The 17,722-nt window shown below is 72.9% G+C and carries 15 protein-coding genes; 5 read left to right on the top strand and 10 right to left on the bottom strand.

All coding sequences use genetic code 11. The annotated features are described in order from the left end of the window. The first annotated feature begins 47 nt into the window (after positions 1-47). Positions 48-2,579 (top strand): FtsK/SpoIIIE domain-containing protein, encoded by a 2,532-nt coding sequence (locus tag SALPAC3_RS0116010; RefSeq protein ID WP_018222223.1) that lies wholly within the window; start codon positions 48-50, stop codon positions 2,577-2,579. Then, positions 2,576-3,406, top strand: coding sequence for a hypothetical protein (locus SALPAC3_RS0116005; protein WP_018222222.1), 831 nt, complete (start codon positions 2,576-2,578; stop codon positions 3,404-3,406). Before SALPAC3_RS0116010 ends, SALPAC3_RS0116005 begins: the two co-directional genes overlap by 4 nt. A gap of 58 nt (positions 3,407-3,464) precedes the next feature. Here SALPAC3_RS0116005 and folE read toward each other — a convergent pair whose 3' ends face one another. From folE to dacB, 6 genes are all read right to left on the bottom strand, one after another. Continuing rightward, positions 3,465-4,124 (bottom strand): GTP cyclohydrolase I FolE, encoded by a 660-nt coding sequence (folE, locus tag SALPAC3_RS0116000; protein ID WP_026185632.1) that lies wholly within the window; start codon positions 4,122-4,124, stop codon positions 3,465-3,467. Positions 4,125-4,183: 59 nt separating this feature from the next. Further along, complete coding sequence (gene ftsH, locus SALPAC3_RS0115995; RefSeq protein ID WP_018222220.1) at positions 4,184-6,193, bottom strand: ATP-dependent zinc metalloprotease FtsH; 2,010 nt, start codon at positions 6,191-6,193, stop codon at positions 4,184-4,186. A 356-nt stretch (positions 6,194-6,549) separates the two neighbouring features. Beyond that, positions 6,550-7,122, bottom strand: coding sequence for a hypoxanthine phosphoribosyltransferase (hpt, locus tag SALPAC3_RS0115990; RefSeq protein ID WP_018217488.1), 573 nt, complete (start codon positions 7,120-7,122; stop codon positions 6,550-6,552). Between the two features lie 135 nt (positions 7,123-7,257). Next, on the bottom strand, positions 7,258-8,259 hold the full coding sequence (gene tilS / locus SALPAC3_RS0115985; protein WP_026185631.1) for a tRNA lysidine(34) synthetase TilS: 1,002 nt from the start codon (positions 8,257-8,259) through the stop codon (positions 7,258-7,260). 8 nt (positions 8,260-8,267) lie between these two features. Continuing rightward, positions 8,268-9,338 (bottom strand): zinc-dependent metalloprotease, encoded by a 1,071-nt coding sequence (locus tag SALPAC3_RS0115980; RefSeq protein ID WP_018222217.1) that lies wholly within the window; start codon positions 9,336-9,338, stop codon positions 8,268-8,270. A 109-nt stretch (positions 9,339-9,447) separates the two neighbouring features. Further along, entirely contained in the window at positions 9,448-11,115 is a 1,668-nt protein-coding gene (gene dacB, locus SALPAC3_RS0115975) for a D-alanyl-D-alanine carboxypeptidase/D-alanyl-D-alanine endopeptidase (RefSeq protein ID WP_408640413.1), read from the bottom strand. 236 nt (positions 11,116-11,351) lie between these two features. On the opposite strand from dacB, the gene SALPAC3_RS0115970 reads away from it, so the two are divergent. From SALPAC3_RS0115970 to SALPAC3_RS0115960, 3 genes are all read left to right on the top strand, one after another. Then, a complete protein-coding gene (locus SALPAC3_RS0115970) occupies positions 11,352-11,858 on the top strand; it encodes an inorganic diphosphatase (RefSeq protein WP_018222215.1) in 507 nt (168 codons plus the stop codon). A gap of 267 nt (positions 11,859-12,125) precedes the next feature. Next, positions 12,126-13,553 (top strand): type VII secretion-associated serine protease mycosin, encoded by a 1,428-nt coding sequence (mycP, locus tag SALPAC3_RS0115965; protein ID WP_018222213.1) that lies wholly within the window; start codon positions 12,126-12,128, stop codon positions 13,551-13,553. A 9-nt stretch (positions 13,554-13,562) separates the two neighbouring features. Beyond that, the gene (locus tag SALPAC3_RS0115960) at positions 13,563-14,285 is read left to right on the top strand and encodes a phosphatase PAP2 family protein (RefSeq protein WP_018222212.1); all 723 of its coding nucleotides are present in this window, start codon (positions 13,563-13,565) and stop codon (positions 14,283-14,285) included. Positions 14,286-14,290: 5 nt separating this feature from the next. Here SALPAC3_RS0115960 and SALPAC3_RS0115955 read toward each other — a convergent pair whose 3' ends face one another. The 4 genes from SALPAC3_RS0115955 to nth all read right to left on the bottom strand — a co-directional run bounded on the left by SALPAC3_RS0115955 (position 14,291) and on the right by nth (position 17,722). After that, positions 14,291-15,469, bottom strand: a complete 1,179-nt coding sequence (locus SALPAC3_RS0115955) for a MarP family serine protease (RefSeq protein ID WP_018222211.1) — start codon at positions 15,467-15,469, stop codon at positions 14,291-14,293. 63 nt (positions 15,470-15,532) lie between these two features. Beyond that, positions 15,533-16,222 (bottom strand): NUDIX hydrolase, encoded by a 690-nt coding sequence (locus SALPAC3_RS0115950; RefSeq protein WP_018222210.1) that lies wholly within the window; start codon positions 16,220-16,222, stop codon positions 15,533-15,535. 43 nt (positions 16,223-16,265) lie between these two features. Then, positions 16,266-16,910: a TlpA family protein disulfide reductase gene (locus SALPAC3_RS0115945; protein ID WP_018222209.1), complete on the bottom strand. Its 645-nt coding sequence runs from the start codon at positions 16,908-16,910 to the stop codon at positions 16,266-16,268. Beyond that, on the bottom strand, positions 16,907-17,722 hold the full coding sequence (gene nth / locus SALPAC3_RS0115940; protein ID WP_018222208.1) for an endonuclease III: 816 nt from the start codon (positions 17,720-17,722) through the stop codon (positions 16,907-16,909). Before nth ends, SALPAC3_RS0115945 begins: the two co-directional genes overlap by 4 nt.

Raw genomic sequence — 17,722 nt, 5'->3', positions numbered from 1 at the left:
TCTTCGCGCGGGGTGGGTCGCCGACCTCGCGAAGAGGGGGTGGACGGGTGGGTCCGAGGAGGCGGGCGAACCGGGCCGCCGCCCTACACCGGCAGGCTGCCGCCACCGCGCTCGCCGCCGCCGACGTCCTCGACGACATCCGCCCCGCTCCCGCCGACCACGCCCGCCAGTACGAGCTCGCCGACCGGCTGCGGAGCGCCGCCGGTCAGCTCGCCCCCGGCTGGGCGGGAGTCGCGCTGGAGACCCTGCCGGCGGAGACCGTCGCCGGGGAGGGGCCGCCGCGCTTCGTCCGGGTCGGCACCGCCGCCCCCCTCGACGAGGCGCGCTTCCCCGCACTGGTCCCGCTGATCGGCACCGGGAACCTGACGATCGACGCCGACGCCGGAGATCCGCGGGCGGCGGGCCTGGTCCGGGGCGTCCTGTTCCGACTGCTGGCGGCCACACCGGCCGGGGCGCTGCTGGTCCGGGCGGTCGACGGTACGGGTACCGCGCTGGCCCCGTTCGCGGCGCTCGCCGATGCCGGCCTCCTGCCGCCCCCGGCTACGGACCTCGCCGGCCTGCGGACGGTGCTGGCGGAGGCGGAGCGGTGGATGGCCCCGGTCGCCGACGGCCGGCGCCGGCACGACCGGACCCTGCTCCTGGTCATCGCCGCGCTGCCCGAGTCCACCGATCACACCGACCTGACCCGTCTGGCCGCGCTCGCCGAACAGGGCAGCGCGAGCGGGCTGCACCTGGTGGTGGCGGGGTGGCCGGCTGGCCCTGCTCCGCTGCCACGCGCCGCCTCGCTGACGATCCGCAGTGCGTACGCGCTGCTCACTGGCCCTCCCGGCACGGACTTCGGGACGCCGGAGGCGGATCCGTCGGGCGGCTTGAACTCGCCGGTCTTTCTCGAGCCGGATCCCCCGGCGAACCTCGTGGACGAGGTCTGCCGGCGCCTCGCCGAGCAGGTGGAGGAGGGCTCGCGGCTGGCCCTGGCCGAGCTGCTTCCGGAGCCGGGCGAGCCGGTGTGGACAGCGAGTTCCCGCGATGGGATGGCGACGACGGTGGGGGGCGCCGGGGGGCGGCCGGTCTCCCTGGGTTTCTCCGAGCTGACGCCGCACTGGTTGGTGAGTGGCCGTTCCGAAACCAGCCGATCGACGTTCCTCGCCACCGCTCTGCTCGGCCTGACCGCCCGCTACGGTCCCGAGGAGCTCGTCGTCTACCTGGCCGACCTCGGCGCCGGGGAGTCCTTCGCCGAGTTCCTCCAGACCGAACGCGACCGCTCCTGGATTCCGCAGGTCCGTGCCGCCGCCATCACCGCGGACCGGGAGTATGTGCTGGATCTGTTCGACCTCCTGGCCACCGAGGTCCGCCGCCGCGCGGAGGCCGGCGCCCGAGCCGGCGGGCAGCGCTACCAGGAGCTGCGGCAGCACCGGGAGCTGCCGCGGATCGTCGCCGTGGTGGACGGTCTACCGCGACTGCTCACCGGCCGGGACCGGATCGCCACCGAGGCCCGGGCCCTGCTCGAGGCCGTGGCGCGCACCGGCCGGTCGTACGGCGTGCATCTGCTCCTGGCCGGGGAGGGGGACCTGGGTCTTCGGGCGCGCAGTGACCGGGATCCGCTGCTTGGGCAGTTCCCGGTGCGGGTGGCGCTTCCCGGTGGGGGCGCGGTGTTGGCCTCGACCAACGACTCGGCGGCCGGGCTGGCGGTGGGGAGCGCGGTGGTCAACACCGCTGGTGGTCTCGGGGGGCCGCGTGGCGCCATCCGGGGACATGAACGGGTGGTCCGCTTCCCCGATCCGCTGGAGCACGGCGAGGTGGTGGCGGGCCTGCGGCACCGGCTCTGGGCGGCCCGCCCGGAGCGGAGCGCCCCACCAGTCGTCTTCGCCGGTTATGCCCAGCCGCAGCTCCGCAACGATCCCCGGTACCGGGCGGCGGTGGCCGGCGGGGCAACCGGGCCGGTGGCGCTGCTGGGCCGTGCGGTGGATGTGACCCGCTCGACGGTGGCGGTGCCGCTCGGCCCCGCCCCGGGGCGCAATCTGGCGGTGCTCGGCACCGGTACGGCGGCCGCTGGCCTGCTGGTCACCGCGGCCCGCGGTCTCGCCGCCCACCACCGGCCAGGTTCCGCCCGGTTCGTGGTGGTGCCTTCCGCGGATGAAACGGGGCCACTCGCCGCGGCACTCGCCGCCGAGTTGGCCACCCAACACCCGGTCGCGGTGGTGGATCCGGCTGATCTGCCGGCCGCCCTCGACTCCGCCGAGCCGGCCTACCTGGTCGTTTTCGACCTGGACGGGCCGGGTGCCGGGCGGGTGCCGCCGGACCGGCTCGCCACCCTGCTCCGGGAGGGGCCGCCAGCCGGTCGTCACCTGCTCGGCCGGTGGGGCACCGTACCCGCGTTCGCGTCCCTACTCGAACCAGGAGACGAGTTGGCCAAGCTCGCCACAGTCGCCGTCGTGGACATACCGGGCGTCCAGCTCGGGGCGCTCTTCGGCCGCCCGGTGGAGTGGCGTCCTCGACCGGACCGGGCGCTGCTCTGGGACGGGCACAGCGAGCAGGGCGTCGTCCTGGTTCCGTTCGCCACGAATCCGGTCCTGACGTGAGCCGGATACCCATCCAGGATCGGGACCCGGATCGGCAGCATCCCCCGGCTGCCCCGCCGCCGCCGATCCACGTACCGCAGCCGGTCCCTCCGCCGGGTACGGCCCATCAGCCGCTTCCCGACCCCACGCCGACCGAGGCGACCCACGAGTCCGAGCCGGACCATGCTCCCGAGCCGACCCACGAGCCCGCGGCGGCCGAGGCGGCATGGGCCGAGTACCTCGCGGCGACCCGGCAGCTCGACGAGGTACGCCGCGGTGCGGCCACCGCCGCGGGCGAGCAGGCCCGCGCGGTCGCGGCTGCCCGGGAGGAGCTGGCGACGGTCCGGGCCCGGCTGGCTGGGCAGGAGGCGCGGCTGCGCGAGGCCGGCGTACCGCCGATCTCGCTGGCGCCGACACCACCGGAGCTCTCGGCGGCGAACCGGTCGATGGCGAGTGGGCCGGCGCCGGTGCTGGCCGCGCTGCGGGGGGCGGCCGACCGGGTGGAGTCGGCGGACGCCGCACTGGCCGCCCGCGGGCTGGTCAACCTGGCCGGCTGGCCCGTCGTCGCCCGTAACCTGCTCTGCTACGCCCCGCTGGCCCTGCTGATGCCGCTGGTCCAGCTGGTCCTGCTCGCCGTCACCGGCCCCAGCACGGTGAGCGCCGCCGCGCTGATCGTCGGGCTGGCGACGCCGGCGGCGGCGTTCGCAGCGGGCTGGTGGTGGGTGGGGCGCCTCGCCGTGCCGGACGCGGGCGGGCAACCGGACCGCACTCCCCGGCTCGGGGCGTTGGTCTGCCTGGTCCCGGCGGTTCTGGCCAGTACGGTGCTCCTGCTCGCCCTGCTGGGCTGAGTTCGGCGGAGGCGTAGCGATGTCCCGGGGTGGCTGGTGAGCCGCCGGGCGGGCGAGGTCAGCGCGAGTTGATCAGGGCCATCGCCTCGGCGCGGGTCCTCGCATCCGCCTGCAGGCTGCCGCGTACGGCGGAGGTGATCGTCCGGGCCCCCGACTTCTGGATGCCGCGCATCGCCATACACATGTGTTCGCACTCCAGGACGACGATCACGCCACGCGGCTGGAGCTGCGCCATCAGCAGGTCGGCGACCTGCGCGGTGAGCCGCTCCTGCACCTGGGGGCGACGCGCGAAGACCTCTACCAGCCGGGCCAGCTTGGACAGACCGGTGATCCGGCCGTCCGTGCCGGGGACGTACCCGATGTGGGCGCTGCCCCGAAACGGCAGCAGGTGGTGCTCGCAGAGGCTCATCACATCGATGTCCCGGACCAGCACCAGCTCGTCGTGGCTGGCCTCGAAGGTGGTGCTGAGCACCTGCGCCGGGTCGACCCGGAGCCCGGCGAACAACTCGGCGTAGGCCCGGGCGACCCGGGCCGGGGTCTGCTGGAGCCCGTCGCGGTCCGGGTCTTCGCCGACCGCGATCAGGATCTCGCGGACCGCCTTCTCCAGCCGGATCAGGTCAACGCTCTCCTCGACCGGACGGCCGGCGAGCCGACCGCTGACCAGCCGAGCGGCGACATGGTCCAAGTCGCCGTCGGGTTCGGTGGCGGAGGCGGCCAACCCCGGCGGGAGGTTGGCCGCCTGGTCCCCCTGCACGGGGTTGGCCGCCTCGTCGCTGTTCAGTGCGAGCCGTCCGAGTTGTTCGAGGCGGCGCCGCTGATGGAGGCGGTGTCGGCCGAGCCCTGCGCCTTGAGCGCCTCGTTCTCGGCGGGCGTGCGCACCGGCGGCTCGGTGGAGGGCTGACGCTTGCCGAACCCGTTGTACGGAGCCATCGGCGGGCGCTTCGCCACCCGGTCGCAGATGCGGGCCATGTCGGCCGTCGAGAGGGTCTCCTTCTCCATCAGCTCGAGCACGATGTTGTCCAGGACATCGCGGTACTCGACCAGGATCTCCCAGGCCTCGTCGTGGGCCAGTTCGATCAGGGCCCGCATCTCGGCGTCGATCTCGGCGGCGACGGCGTCGGAGTAGCCCCGCTCGTTGCCCATGTTGCGACCGAGGAACGGCTCGTCACCGCTGCTGCCGTACTTGAGCGCACCGAGCTTGGAGCTCATCCCGTACTGGGTGATCATCGCACGGGCCAGCTGGGTGGCCTTCTCGATGTCGTTACCGGCGCCGGTGGTCGGCTCGTGGAACACCAGCTCCTCGGCGGCCCGACCACCCAGCGCGTAGGCCAGGGTGTCGACCATCTCGGCCCGGGTCTGGGTGTACTTGTCCTCGGTCGGCAGGACCAGGGTGTGCCCCAGGGACCGGCCGCGGGACAGGATCGTCACCTTGTGCACCGGAGCCGCGTGCGGCAGCGCCCAGGCGACCAGCGCGTGCCCACCCTCGTGGTACGCCGTGATCTTCTTTTCGTTGTCACTCATCACCCGGGTACGGCGCTGGGGGCCGGCGATCACCCGGTCGATGGACTCTTCCAACGACTCGTCGGTGATCGCCCGCTTGTCCCGGCGGGCGGTGAGCAGCGCCGCCTCGTTGATCACGTTGGCCAGGTCGGCACCGCTGAAGCCGGGGGTACGCCGCGCCACCGCGTCGAGATCAACGTCGGGGGTGAACGGCTTGCCCTTGGCGTGCACCCGCAGGATCGCCTTGCGGCCCTCCATGTCCGGCGCGTCCACCGGGATCTGCCGGTCGAAGCGGCCCGGCCGCAGCAGCGCCGGGTCGAGGATGTCCGGCCGGTTGGTGGCGGCGATCAGGATGACGCCGCCCTTGGTGTCGAAGCCGTCCATCTCGACGAGGAGCTGGTTCAGGGTCTGCTCCCGCTCGTCGTGACCGCCGCCCATTCCGGCACCCCGGTGCCGACCGACCGCGTCGATCTCGTCCACGAAGACGATCGCCGGTGCGTTCGTCTTGGCCTGCTCGAAGAGGTCCCGGACCCGGCTGGCGCCGACACCGACGAACATCTCGACGAAGTCCGAGCCGGAGATGGAGTAGAAGGGCACCCCGGCCTCGCCGGCGACCGCGCGGGCCAGCAGCGTCTTACCGGTGCCGGGCGGGCCGAAGAGCAGCACACCCTTCGGGATCTTGGCGCCGAGCGCCTGGTACTTCGCCGGGTTCTGCAGGAAGTCCTTGATCTCGTGCAGCTCCTCGACGGCCTCCTCGGAGCCCGCCACATCGGCGAAGGTCGTCTTCGGCGTGTCCTTGGTGATCATCTTGGCCTTGGACTTGCCGAAGTTGAGCACCCGGGAGCCGCCGCCCTGCATCTGCGACATGAAGAACAGCAGCAGGGCCACCAGCAGCAGGATGGGAAGCAGGCTGATCAGCAGGGTCATCCAGACGCTGTCGCGGGAGACGTCCGCGTCGACGGTGCCGGTGATGCGGTCGTTCGCCTCGGCGTCGCGGACGTCGTTCCAGATCTGGTCGCCGACCTCGTACGGGAACTGCGCCTCGATCCGGTCGGTGGTGGTATCACCGAACTTGGCCGGCGCGGCCAGCTTCAGCTGGAGCGTCTGCTCCTTGTCGGCGAAGACGGCCTCCTCAATGCCACCCTTGTCGAGCTGCTCCAGCGCAACGGAGGTTTCCACCTGGTGGTAGTCGGGCTCATTGAAGGCCACGTTGTATAGCAAAAAGGCGCCGAGGCCGACCAGGAGGACCCAGACCAACGGTCGGCGGAAGAAACGCGTACGTTCCATACTATTGTCGAGCGCCGAGACGCTCGCATCCTCCTGATCGACGTCCGGACCGTCTGAATAGTGTCGCCGCCAGCGCGGCGGCTGAGCCGCCGTGCGGGCCGGTCTGACCCCGGGGCACCACATCGCGCCACGGTCACTCGACGGTACACCGTTCGTGCCGGATGCGAGCATGCCAGCCCCAGCACTTACGCGTAGGGCGAACCGGTTCCCGCCAGCGGGACGCGAGCTCCGCACCCGGCCACCCAACCGCCCGGTCTCGCGGTTACGGAGGTCAGGCCTGGAGATTACCTCCACCCCACCGGACCCAACCCTAGTCCGTCCGGCTGAGAGTCCGCTGAGCGTCGAAGCAAGCGCTCCTACCGGGCATAGACCTCGGGTCGGAGTACGCCGACGAAGGGCAACTCCCGGTAGCGCTCACCGAAGTCGAGCCCGTAGCCGACGACGAACTCGGTCGGGATGTCGAAGCCGACGTACTTGACCGCGACCGGCACCTTCACCGCCTCCGGCTTGCGGAACAGCGCGACCACCTCGACGCTCGCCGCCGAGCGGGACTCCAGATAGCGCAGGAGCCAGGAGAGGGTCAGCCCGGAGTCGACGATGTCCTCCACCACGACCACGTGCCGGCCGGCGATGTCCCGGTCCAGGTCCTTGAGGATCCGCACCACACCGGAGGAGGTGGTGCCCTGCCCGTACGAGGAGATCGCCATGAACTCCAGCTCCGCCGGGGGGCCCTGCCGGCCCAGCGCCCGGGCGAAGTCGGCCATGAACATCACCGCGCCCTTGAGGACGCAGACGAGCAGCAGCCCGTCCTCGACGTCGGCGTAGTCCGCCGATATCTGCTTGGCCAACTCCGCGGTCTTGTCGCGGATCTGCGCCTCCGAAATGATCACGTGGTCGATATCGGCGTCGTACCAGGAGCCGTCAGCCATGACTCCTAGCCTGCCGTACGCACGATGGTCTCCGTCGGCGGGGCCGCTCCTTTTATCCGACCCAGGCCGGGTTTCTCCGCAAAGACCAGCAAACGGGACCGATCGCCCCCCACTGACCAGGAGGACCTCCTCCGGTCACACCTGCGCGTCCGAGTTGACGGCGGCGAGCCGACCCGCCCGGCGGAGCACCCGTAGCCCGCCCGGCAGGTGTGCCGCCCCCTGCCCACGCCAGTCGATGACCAGGGCCTCCAACGCGCCCACGTGCCGGTGTGACAGGGCGGCGGGGCGAGCCCCCAACTCCCGGGCCCAGGCATGCAACACCCGCCCCCGGATCGCCGGCGCCAGCTCCGCGAGCCCGGCCACGCGGAGCCCGCCATCGGGGTGCCGCACCGCGTCCAGCGCGATGCCGGCCTGTTCGTCCAGCGCCGCCGTGTCGACGGCGACCAGCCGGGCGGTACGGGCCAGGTTGTCCAGCACCGCCGGCCCGAGTGCCCGCACCAGCACCGGCAGCACCTCGGCCCGCACCCGAGCGCGGGCGTACGCCGGGTCGGCGTTGTGCGGGTCCACCCAGGGTTCGAGCCCCAACGCCGTACAGGCCGCCCGGGTCTGCTCCCGACTCACCTCCAGCAACGGACGCAGCAGCAACGCCGCGCCGAGCCGCCGCCGAGCCGGCATCCCGGCCAGCCCGCGCGGGCCGGCACCGCGCGCCAACGCCAGCAACACCGTCTCCGCCTGGTCGTCGCGGGTGTGTCCGGTCAGCAGCGCCGCCGCCCCAAGCCCATCGGCCACCTCGGTCAACGCTCGGTAGCGGGCTGCCCGGGCAGCGGCCTCCGGGCCACCGGGCTGGCCGGACACGTCAACCCGGACTGCCGCAACGGGGGCGAGGCCGATCGCCCGGGCCCAGGCGGCCACCGCCGCCGCCCGCCGCGCGGAGCCCTCCTGCAGGCCGTGGTCAACGGTGACCAGACCGGCGGACCGCCCAAGTCGGGGCGCCACGAAGGCGGTCGCGGCGGCGAGTGCGAGCGAGTCGGCTCCCCCGGAACAGGCCACCAGGACCGGCCCCGGACCGGGTAGCTCGGTCAGCGCGTGCCGGATCGCCCGGCGGATCGCGGCGACCGGTGGGGCGAGTGCGGCCACGGGTCGGGTCAGTCGCCGGCCGGAAGCGGACCGGCGGGCCCGTGCACCCGGGCCACCCAGGCGTCCGGGTCGCTGAGCTCGGCGAGCCGGGGCAGGGTCAGCGGTGAGGCGAAGACCCGGTTGAAGCCCGCCATGCCGACCCGTTCGACAACACCGTGCACGAACCGCCGCCCTTCGGCGTACTGGCGCAGCTTGACCTCCACCCCAAGCAGCCGACGCAACGTCTTCTCCACCGGGTTGCCCGACTCCCGACGGCGGTTGAACGACGCCCGGATCCGCTCCACGCTCGGGATCACCTGCGGCCCCACGCCGTCCATCACGAACTCGGCGTGCCCCTCGAGCAACGTCATCAACGCGGTGAGCCGGTCCAGCACCGCCTTCTGCGCCGGGGTCTGGACGATGTCCAGGACGCTGGTGCGACCGGCCGGCTCCCGTACCGCGTCGGCGAGGAGGGCGACGCCGCGACGCAGCCGCTCGACCAGGGGGTCGGCGCCGCTGCTGGAGGCATCCACGAACGCCTGCACCTCGCCGAGAAAGTACGCCCGTAGCCACGGCACCGCGGTGAACTGGGTGCGGTGGGTGACCTCGTGCAGACAGACCCAGAGCCGAAAGTCGCGGGGATCGGCCGCCAGCTTCCGCTCCGCCTCGACGATGTTCGGCGCGATCAGCAGTAGCTGGCCCGGTTCGCCGGAGAAGACCTCGTACTGGCCGAGGACCCGGCCGGAGAGGTACGCCAGCACCGTGCCGGCCTGCACGCCGGTGATCCGCGAACCGATCGCCTCGGTCAACACACCGGGCTGTTTGTCTCCTGCCAGGCGACCGACCAGGGGGCCAATGACCTCGCGCAGACCGGCGATGTTGGTCGCCGCCCAGTCTCGCCGGTCCACCACCTGCACCGGCGGGTGCGACACCTGCGATCGGAGCCCGGTGAAGTCGCCGACGTGCTCGGCCGCCTCGTCGGTCAGCCGTCGCAGCTCACCGACCACCTCCGTGGCCTCGACATAGGAGACGCGCGGGCCCGTCTTGCCGAGCGTCCCCGCGGTCGCTGCGGCCAGATCCCAGTCCACGAACTGCGCCATGGGCCCACCGTACCCGCGCGGCCGTCCGCCGGCCGGGCCACGACCCGTCCCGGCCGGTCCCCAATCCCCACCGCGCCCCCACCTCCAGGTCGGAGCGCAGAAGCTGAGCTCAGCGGCAGCCGCAGGCGGCGAGGGCCGCGGCGATCCGGTCCAACGTCATCCGGGCCGCCGTCAGCCCGTCGCCGGGCGCCTGGTCGGTGAGCACCGCGAAGGTGAGCAGGCGCCCGTCGGCGGTGGTCACCAAGCCGGCGATCGCGTGCACTCCGGTCAACGTGCCGGTCTTGGCACGGACCATTCCGGCACCGGCCTGCGCCGCGACATCGGTGTAGCGGTCGGTGAGGGTGCCCGACCAGGCGGCGACCGGCAGGCCGCCGAAGAGCGTCGCCAGCTCCGGACGGCTCCCGTCGGCGGCGAGCCGCATCAGGTCGGTCAGCAGCGCCGGACTGATCCGGTTGGCACGGGACAGGCCGCTGCCGTCGGCGAGCGTGAGCGCGTCAACCGGCAGCCCCAGCTCCTCCGCCACCGCCTCCATCGACTCCCCCGCACCGGAGAACGACGCCGGCTGCCCCCGGGCCAGGGCCACCTGCCGGGCCAGCGCCTCGGCCACCACGTTGTCGCTGTCAGCGATCATGATGTCGACCAGTCGCACCATCGGCAGCGACTGCACCACGCCCAGCTCGCCACCCGGCGTACCCGCCGTCGCATCCGCTCCGGCCTCGGGTGCCCGGCCCCGCTCGACCGCGTCCGTCGGCACGCCCAGCAGCCGGGCGAACGCCTCGCCGGCGTGCAGGTCCGGCTCCGGCACCCGTTCGGCGGCGTGGGTGCCGTTGTCGTGGTCCCGCTTCGCCTGCTCCAGGTCACCGCGGGCGCCGTCGGTCATCAGCGCGGTGATCGCTGAGCCGTACCCGCCGGTGGGAATGTCGTCGTCCCAGCCGGGCGCGTGCACCGGCCCGGAGTACAGCGACGAGTCGACCACGACCCGTGACGGGGTGGCGTCGCCGAGCGCGGCCTTCACCTGCGCGGCCAGCTCATCAAGGCGCGCCGCGCCCGGATAGAAGCCGGTGCCGTCCACGGCAAGCGTCGGGTCACCCCCGCCGATGAGCACGACCTCACCGGGAGCGGCCCCGGCGACAGCCCGGGTGGGGATCCGGTGCCCCGAGCCGCGCGCGGTCAACACGGTCGCGGCGGTGACCAGCTTGGTCACCGAGGCGGGTACGGTGCCGTCGGCAGCACCCCGGTCATACAGAACCGACCCGGTCGCGACATCCGCGACCGAGACGTTCACCCGGTCGCCCAACGCGGCGGAGCTGACCAGCGGGTCGAGCGCGGCGCGCACCCCGGCGGCGGCGGGTTCGAGCGCGTTCACGTCGGCCATGGCCAACACCGCCGGCGGCGGCTCCGCGACGATGTCGCCGGCGCGCCACTGGGCCGCCGGGCCCGACCGCGTCACGGTGACCCCGACCGCGGCCAGCGCGAGGAGCAGCACCGCGGCCAGCACGGCCGGCAACAGCCAACGCCGGGGCCGGGGCCGACCGGTCGAGGTCGAGTCGGACGGCACGGGGACGTGAGTGCCGCCGTTGCCCGCGGGCTCGCGCGGTGCGCCACCCGGGTGCGGAGCGGGTTCATCGGATCCTCCGGGGGCCGAGGGACCGGCGGCATCGCCGCCGTTGTCAGAAGCCACCGCTGGCTGTTCGGCCGGGCTTGGTCCATCCGACGGCGCTCCCGGCGGCGACCCGACGGGAGGCCGCTTATCAGGGTGGGCATCAGGCACCGGCACCCGCCCGACCGCGCCGCCGCGAGCAGATTCGCCGGTCTCCCGTCCAGCACTCTGCTCCGGACGGTAGTGTGAATCTTCCCTCCCCACGGCCCCCTCCTCGCCCCGCGGAACCTGCTTGGGTGACACTACTTCGGTCCGAAGACTATGCGGCCACCGGACCGTCAGGCGGGAGTTCCGCCTGTCCGGCGACGGATACCGCCGGTCATTGCCAGCGTGGGCAGACGAGGAGCGTGCAGATGGATTTCGACGTCACGGTTGAGATCCCGAAGGGTCACCGCAACAAGTACGAGGTTGACCACGTGACCGGTCGGATCCGACTGGACCGTACCCTCTTCACCTCCACGCAGTACCCCGCCGACTATGGCTTCATCGAGGGCACCCTGGGCGAGGACGGCGACCCGCTGGACGCCCTGGTGCTGGTCCCGGAGCCGACCTTCCCGGGCTGCCTGATCCGGTGCCGCACCATTGGCATGTTCCGGATGACCGACGAGAAGGGTGGCGACGACAAGGTTCTCTGCGTCCCGTACGAGGACCCGCGTCAGGAGCACCTCCGCGACATCCACCATCTCGGCGAGTTCGACCGCCTGGAGATCCAGCACTTCTTCGAGGTGTACAAGGACCTCGAGCCCGGCAAGTCCGTCGAGGGCGCCACCTGGGTGGGCCGGCAGGAGGCCGAGGAGGAGATCGTCGCGTCGATCCGGCGCGGCCGGGAGGCCGCGGAGCACGGCGACTCCGCGCACTGACCGACACACCGACACACCGGCGGGCCCGGGGGGCGCTCAACCGAGCGGCCCTCGGGCCTGTTCGTACCGGTTGAACCACCCGCCGACCGAGACCACCGGGGCGGCGTTGACCGGCTCGGCGCGCTTCGGCCCGTCGTCGCCGGTGGCACTCGTCGCCTCCGGCAGCCACGTCTGACCTCGGCTCGCCAGCTGCCGCCGCCAGGACCGAGGGCGCCGGGTACACCATCGGGGCCGCGGGAGCCGGTAATCTCCGAACGTTATGACTAGATGGGTCGAACGCGAGGGATCAAGGACGTGACCGGGGTACGGCGTGGTAACAGGTCCGCCACCCGGCGGGGGGCCGCCGGGCGGGTGTTGCGCTCGCTGACGTCGGTCGCCCTCGTCGTACCGGTCGCCGCCGTCGTGCCGGCCAGCACCGCCCTCCCCAGCCCGGGGCAGGTCGCCACCGTGGGCCCCGGCCACTCGGCCAGCAGGGCCCTGGTGGAGCTGACCGGGAGCTCCGCCGACCAGGTTCGCGACGACCAGTGGCAGCTGGACATGTTGCGCGCCAGTACGGCGTGGCGCCACTCGACCGGGGCCGGGGTGGTGGTGGCGGTCATCGACTCCGGTGTGGATGGCGCGCATCCGGACCTGGCTGGACGGGTGCTACCCGGTCTCGACCTGGTCGGGTCGTCGCGCACCGCCAACCCGGATCCGGTGGGCCACGGTACGACTGTGGCCGGGTTGATCGCGGGTCGCCACGACGGCAGCAGCGGAGTGGTGGGCCTCGCGCCCGACGCCCGGATCCTGCCGGTACGGGTCCTGGACGCGGAGAACCGTTACGACGACGCGTTGATCGTGGCGAACGGCGTACGGTGGGCGGTTGACAATGGCGCCCGGGTGATCAATCTGTCGCTCGGCGGCAGCAATACCAGCCCGGCCCTGGCCGCCGCGCTGGACTACGCGTTCGCCCGGGACGTGGTGGTCGTCGCCTGCACCGGCAACGAGACCGCCGCGAACTCCAGCACGGTCTGGTACCCGGCCCGGGAGCCGGGGGTGGTCGCGGTCTCCGGGCTGGACCGGGAGGGTGAGAAGCTCTGGTCCGGCGCGATCACCGGCCGGGAGACGGTGCTCACCGCGCCCGCGACCGGTCTGGTGGGCGCGCGGCCGCCGGACGGGTACTGGCGGGTTCAGGGCACCAGCTTCGGCGCGCCACTGGTCTCGGCCACCGCCGCGCTGATTCGCGCCCGCTACCCAGAGATGCCCGCCGGCGACGTGATCAATCGAATGCTGCGCACCGCTTCGGACATCGGCCCCGCCGGACGGGACGACAGCTTCGGGTACGGGCTGGTCGACCCGGTCGCGGCGCTGACCGCCGAGGTGGAGCCGGTCGGGCTCAACCCGCTGGACGACCAGTCCTCGCCGGGGGTGGTGGGCTTCGGTCCGGCGCCGACCACAGCCGGCGCGGCTACCGATGGCGCCGGGCTCGAATTCCTCCCGGCCGTCCCGTCGGCGTCGTGGAAGCCGTGGTCGATGGGAGCTGGCGGGGGCGACTCCACGTCGGAACGGCCGTGGTCCGGGCTGGCGTTTCCGGTCGCGCTGTTCGCCGGGGGTGGGCGGCGCGCTCGCTCCTTCCCACCACCGCCGGTTCCGCCGGTGGGGACGCCGCGCCGGGCCGGTCCGCCGCGCCGGAATGGCCGCTGGCGATCCGGGTAGACGGGGGCCATGTGCGCGCCCGGCCCCGGCTCGGCCGCCCGGCCATCGTGGCGCCACCGCCGCCTGCACCCCGACAACGGGCTGGGGTTGCGGCTGACCCTAGCCGTTGTCTCCGCGTTCCTGGTGTTGGTGCCGTTCCTGCTCGCGCTGCTGGTACTGGCGTCCTGGCCGCCGTTACGGCGGCTGGATCGGGCGGTGACCGAGGCGCTCGTCGACTACGGCCTGCGGCATCCGGAATGGGCCAGGGCACTGAACGTGTGGACCGAGGTCTTCGCGCCGATGCCGCTACGGTTGGCCGCGCTGGTGGTGGTTGGCTGGCTGGCCCGGCGTCGGGCCCGACAGCTGGCGCTCTGGGTCGTCGTCACCATGACTGTCGGCGGGCTGCTGAGCCCGCTGCTCAAGTTGCTCGTCGGGCGACCCCGGCCGGAGTTCCCGAAGCCGCTGGCCCAGGCGGTCGGGCTCGCCTTTCCGTCCGGGCACGCGCTGAACGCGGCGCTCGCCGCCGGCGTGCTGCTGGTGGTCTTCCGACCCCGACCGGGCCGCTCCGCGAAGCGGTACGCGGTCTGGGCAGCCGCGCTTCTCCTCGCCGTGGTGACCGGGTTCAGCCGGGTGGCGCTGGGCGTGCACTGGAGCAGCGACGTGGTTGCCGGGTGGCTGCTGGGTACCGCCGTGGTGGCCGCGACCGCCGCGGTCTTCACGGTCTGGCGGGCTACCCCACCGCAGCGTCGTTGACGCGCTCAGGTGCACTCACCGGTGCTGACGCCGCGCACACGTTCGGCTCCGGCCAGGGCGACCGAGTGGGCCTCGGCCGCGGTCACCGCGAAGCCGGTGTTCGGGTCGTCGGCCGCCGCCGCGAAGATCACCCCGAGTACCAGGCCGTTCGTGGAGACCAACGGGCCGCCGGAGTTCCCGCTCTGCACCAGGGCCCGGATCGTGTAGACCTCCCGGGTCACGTTCCCGCTTGAGTAGATGTCCGGGCCGGTGATCTCGTCCACCTCCCGGACCCGGGCGGACTGCGCGTTGTACGGGCCGTCGAGCGGGAAGCCGAGCACGATCGCGTCCGCGCCGCTGACCTCGTTGCCGGCGGCGAAGCGCATCGACGGGCCGGGCAGGCCCGGGACGTGCAGGACTGCCAGGTCCCGGTCCGGGTCGTACACCACCACCTGAGCGTTGTACCGTTCGCCGCCGAGCTCGACGACGGTGGAGCGGGTTCCGGCAACCACGTGCGCGTTGGTCATCACTCGGTCGTCGGCGTAGACGAAGCCGGAGCCCTCCAGGCGGCGGGAGCAGCTCGGGGCGGAGCCGAGCACCTTGACCACGGACTTTTCACTGTTGGCGACCACCTGTGAACCGGCGAGGGCAGGGTCGGGCGGGGCGACCTGCCGGGCGCGGGTGGGCGCCAGACCACCGAAGACATCCGGGAAGCCGTTGGTGTCGACGGTCTCCCGCAGCGCGGTGGAGAGCTCCTGCGCCTGGTCGGGCAGGACCCGGTCGACCACGGTGAGTAACGCGCTGTTGCGAACCGCGGAGGCCAGCCAGGGCAGCGACGACGAGCCCAGTGGGACCGCGACCAGCCAGGCGACGAGGAGCACGGCGAAGAGCGAGACGAAGGCGCCGCCGATATCGTCCGCCTGCCGCCCGAAGTCACTGCTGATGGTGCGGCGCAGATGCGTACCGATCCAGCCGGCGAGCGCCTGCCCCACCACCGCCAGCCCAAAGATCGCCACCAGGGAGACCAGCACCCGGGTGCCGCTGTCCAGGAACTGCTGTGCGAGCCGGGGGCCGAGCTGTAGGCCGGCCAGCGCTCCGAGAAAGAACCCGGAGAACGACAGCACGCCGGTGACGAAGCCCTGGCGGTAACCACTGATCGCGAACACGAGCATGAGCAGGAGCAGTACGAGATCCACGACGGACACGGGTCCAGCCTACGGGGCGCGGGCCCACGGGGCCGCTGCTGCCGCTACGCAAGGTCACGGGAGTCAGCGCAGAGCGCTCTCGTCCGCCTCATCAGTCCCGGCGGAGGGCGCCGGGTCGGCGGCCACCGGGGGAAGGTCCAGCACCCGCTCCCGGCGCCATGGGCGGGCCCAGCCCCCCATGTCGAGCAGGGTGGAGAGCACCGCTGCGGTGAAGCCCCACACCAGCATGCCGCGGGCGGAGAAGGCCGGGCCGATCCAGCCGCTCGGGTGGCGTACGCGCAGCCGATTCTCCGGGTCAACCAGTTCGGTGATCGGCATCCGGGCCACGTGCGCCACCTCGGCCGGCTCCCGGGGGTGCACCGGGTGGGGGGCGTGCCACCAGCCCAGCACCGGGGTCACCACGAAGTCGCTGACCGGAATCCACAACTTCGGCAGTTCGGCGAGGACGGTGACGGTTCTCGGATCGAGATCAACCTCCTCGTTCGCCTCGCGGAGCGCGGTCGCGGAGGCGTCCGCGTCCTCCGGGTCGGCGGCACCACCGGGAAAGGCGGGCTGCCCCGCGTGGTTGCGCAGGGTGGCGGCTCGCTGAAGGACCAGCACGTCCGGCCCGGCGCCGGGGTCCTCGCCGAGCAGCACCAGCACGGCGCTCTCCCGCCCACCGCTGCTCGGGGTGGCCAGCCGGGTGAAGTCCTCCGTCCGGGCGCTGCCCAACCGGGTCAGCAGCGGGTCGAGCCAGGATGGCGGCTGACTCATCCCACCACCGCCGTACTCCGGCAGCGGGCGAGCGGCGGGCGGCTCATTCCGGCACCGCCACGCCCAGGTGTACCCGGACCAGCTCGGCTAGGCGGGCGTCGTCGAGCGCCCCGGAGACATCGACGTGCCGGATCCGGCTGTTCGCATCAACGAGGACGGTCATCGGAATGGCTTTGCGCCCCAACGACCGCTGCAGCGCCTCGCCCTGGTCGATCAGGCTGGGGAAGCGGACCCCGAAGTCCTCGCCGATCGACTGGGCGCCGCTGCGGGTGTCCCGCATGTTCACCCCGACGACCGTAAGCTGCCCTTCGGCCCGCTCACTGAGCCGCTGGAACGCCGGCAGCTCGGCTCGGCAGGGGGCACACCACGAGGCCCAGAGGTTGATCACGGCTGGGCCCCTGATCTGGTGCAGATCGACCGGGGCGCCACCGGTGAAGCAGGCCAGCGTCAGCTCCGGCAGGGGCGTGCCGGCGGCGGCCGGGGTGGCGGAGGCCGTGCCGGCGGCGGTCGGGGTGGCCGGCGGGGCGCTGGGCCGGTCGGTGGTCAGACCGGAGCAGTCCGCGAACGGGGACGGCCGGCTCTGCGCCGCCTCGTCCCGGGTGCGGGGGGCGTTCTCCGGCCCGGCGTCGGTGCAGCCGGCCACCGCCAGCAACGCCGGGACGAGCAGGGCGACGAGCCGCTTCCTCACGGCGCCTCCACCGCCCCGTCCTGGGCCGGCACCAGCTCCGGATCAACGCCGGCGGCCACCGCGAGTTCTCGGGCCCGGGGGCCCTTGAGCAGCCGCGCGGTCACCGCCGGATCGGTCGGCCCGATCCCGTACGACGGGCAGAGCTTCGTCAGGGTGCAGGCGCCGCACGCCGGCTTTCGGGCCAGGCAGACCCGGCGCCCGTGGAAAATGATCCGGTGCGACAGCATCGTCCAGTCGCGCTTCGGATAGAGCGCCCCGATCGCGTGCTCGATCTTGACCGGGTCGGTCTCGGTGGTCAGCCCCCACCGCCGTACGAGTCGGTTGAAGTGCGTGTCGACGGTGATTCCCGGCACGTTGAAGGCGTTGCCGAGAATGACGTTCGCCGTCTTACGGCCGATACCGGCCAGGGACACCAGGTCGGTCAGCTTCCCGGGAACCTGACCGTCGTGTCGTTCGACCAGCCCCTGGCCCAACCGGATCAGGGAATCGGCCTTGTTGCGGTAGAAGCCGGTGGAGCGGATCAGCTCCTCCAACTCGGCCCGGTCGGCGCCGGCGTAGTCGGCCGCCTGCGGGTAGCGGGCGAACAACTTCGGGGTGACCTCGTTGACCCGCTTGTCCGTGCACTGGGCGGAGAGGATCGTCGCGACCGCCAACTCCAGCGGGTTGGAGTGGTCGAGTTCGCAGTGCGCGTCCGGGTGGGTGTCGGCCAGCACCCGCCCGATCCGCCGGGCGCGGCGGGTCCGACCGAGGTCGGTCTCCCTGAGGCTGATGGTCACGCCGGCCAGCCTACGTCGCCGGCCGGCGGTCCCCAT

Source organism: Salinispora pacifica DSM 45544, assembly GCF_000378845.1.
GTDB classification, from domain to species: Bacteria; Actinomycetota; Actinomycetes; order Mycobacteriales; family Micromonosporaceae; genus Micromonospora; species Micromonospora pacifica.
Note: the sequence above shows the minus strand (reverse complement) of the source record. Positions and strands in the feature narration are given on the sequence as shown.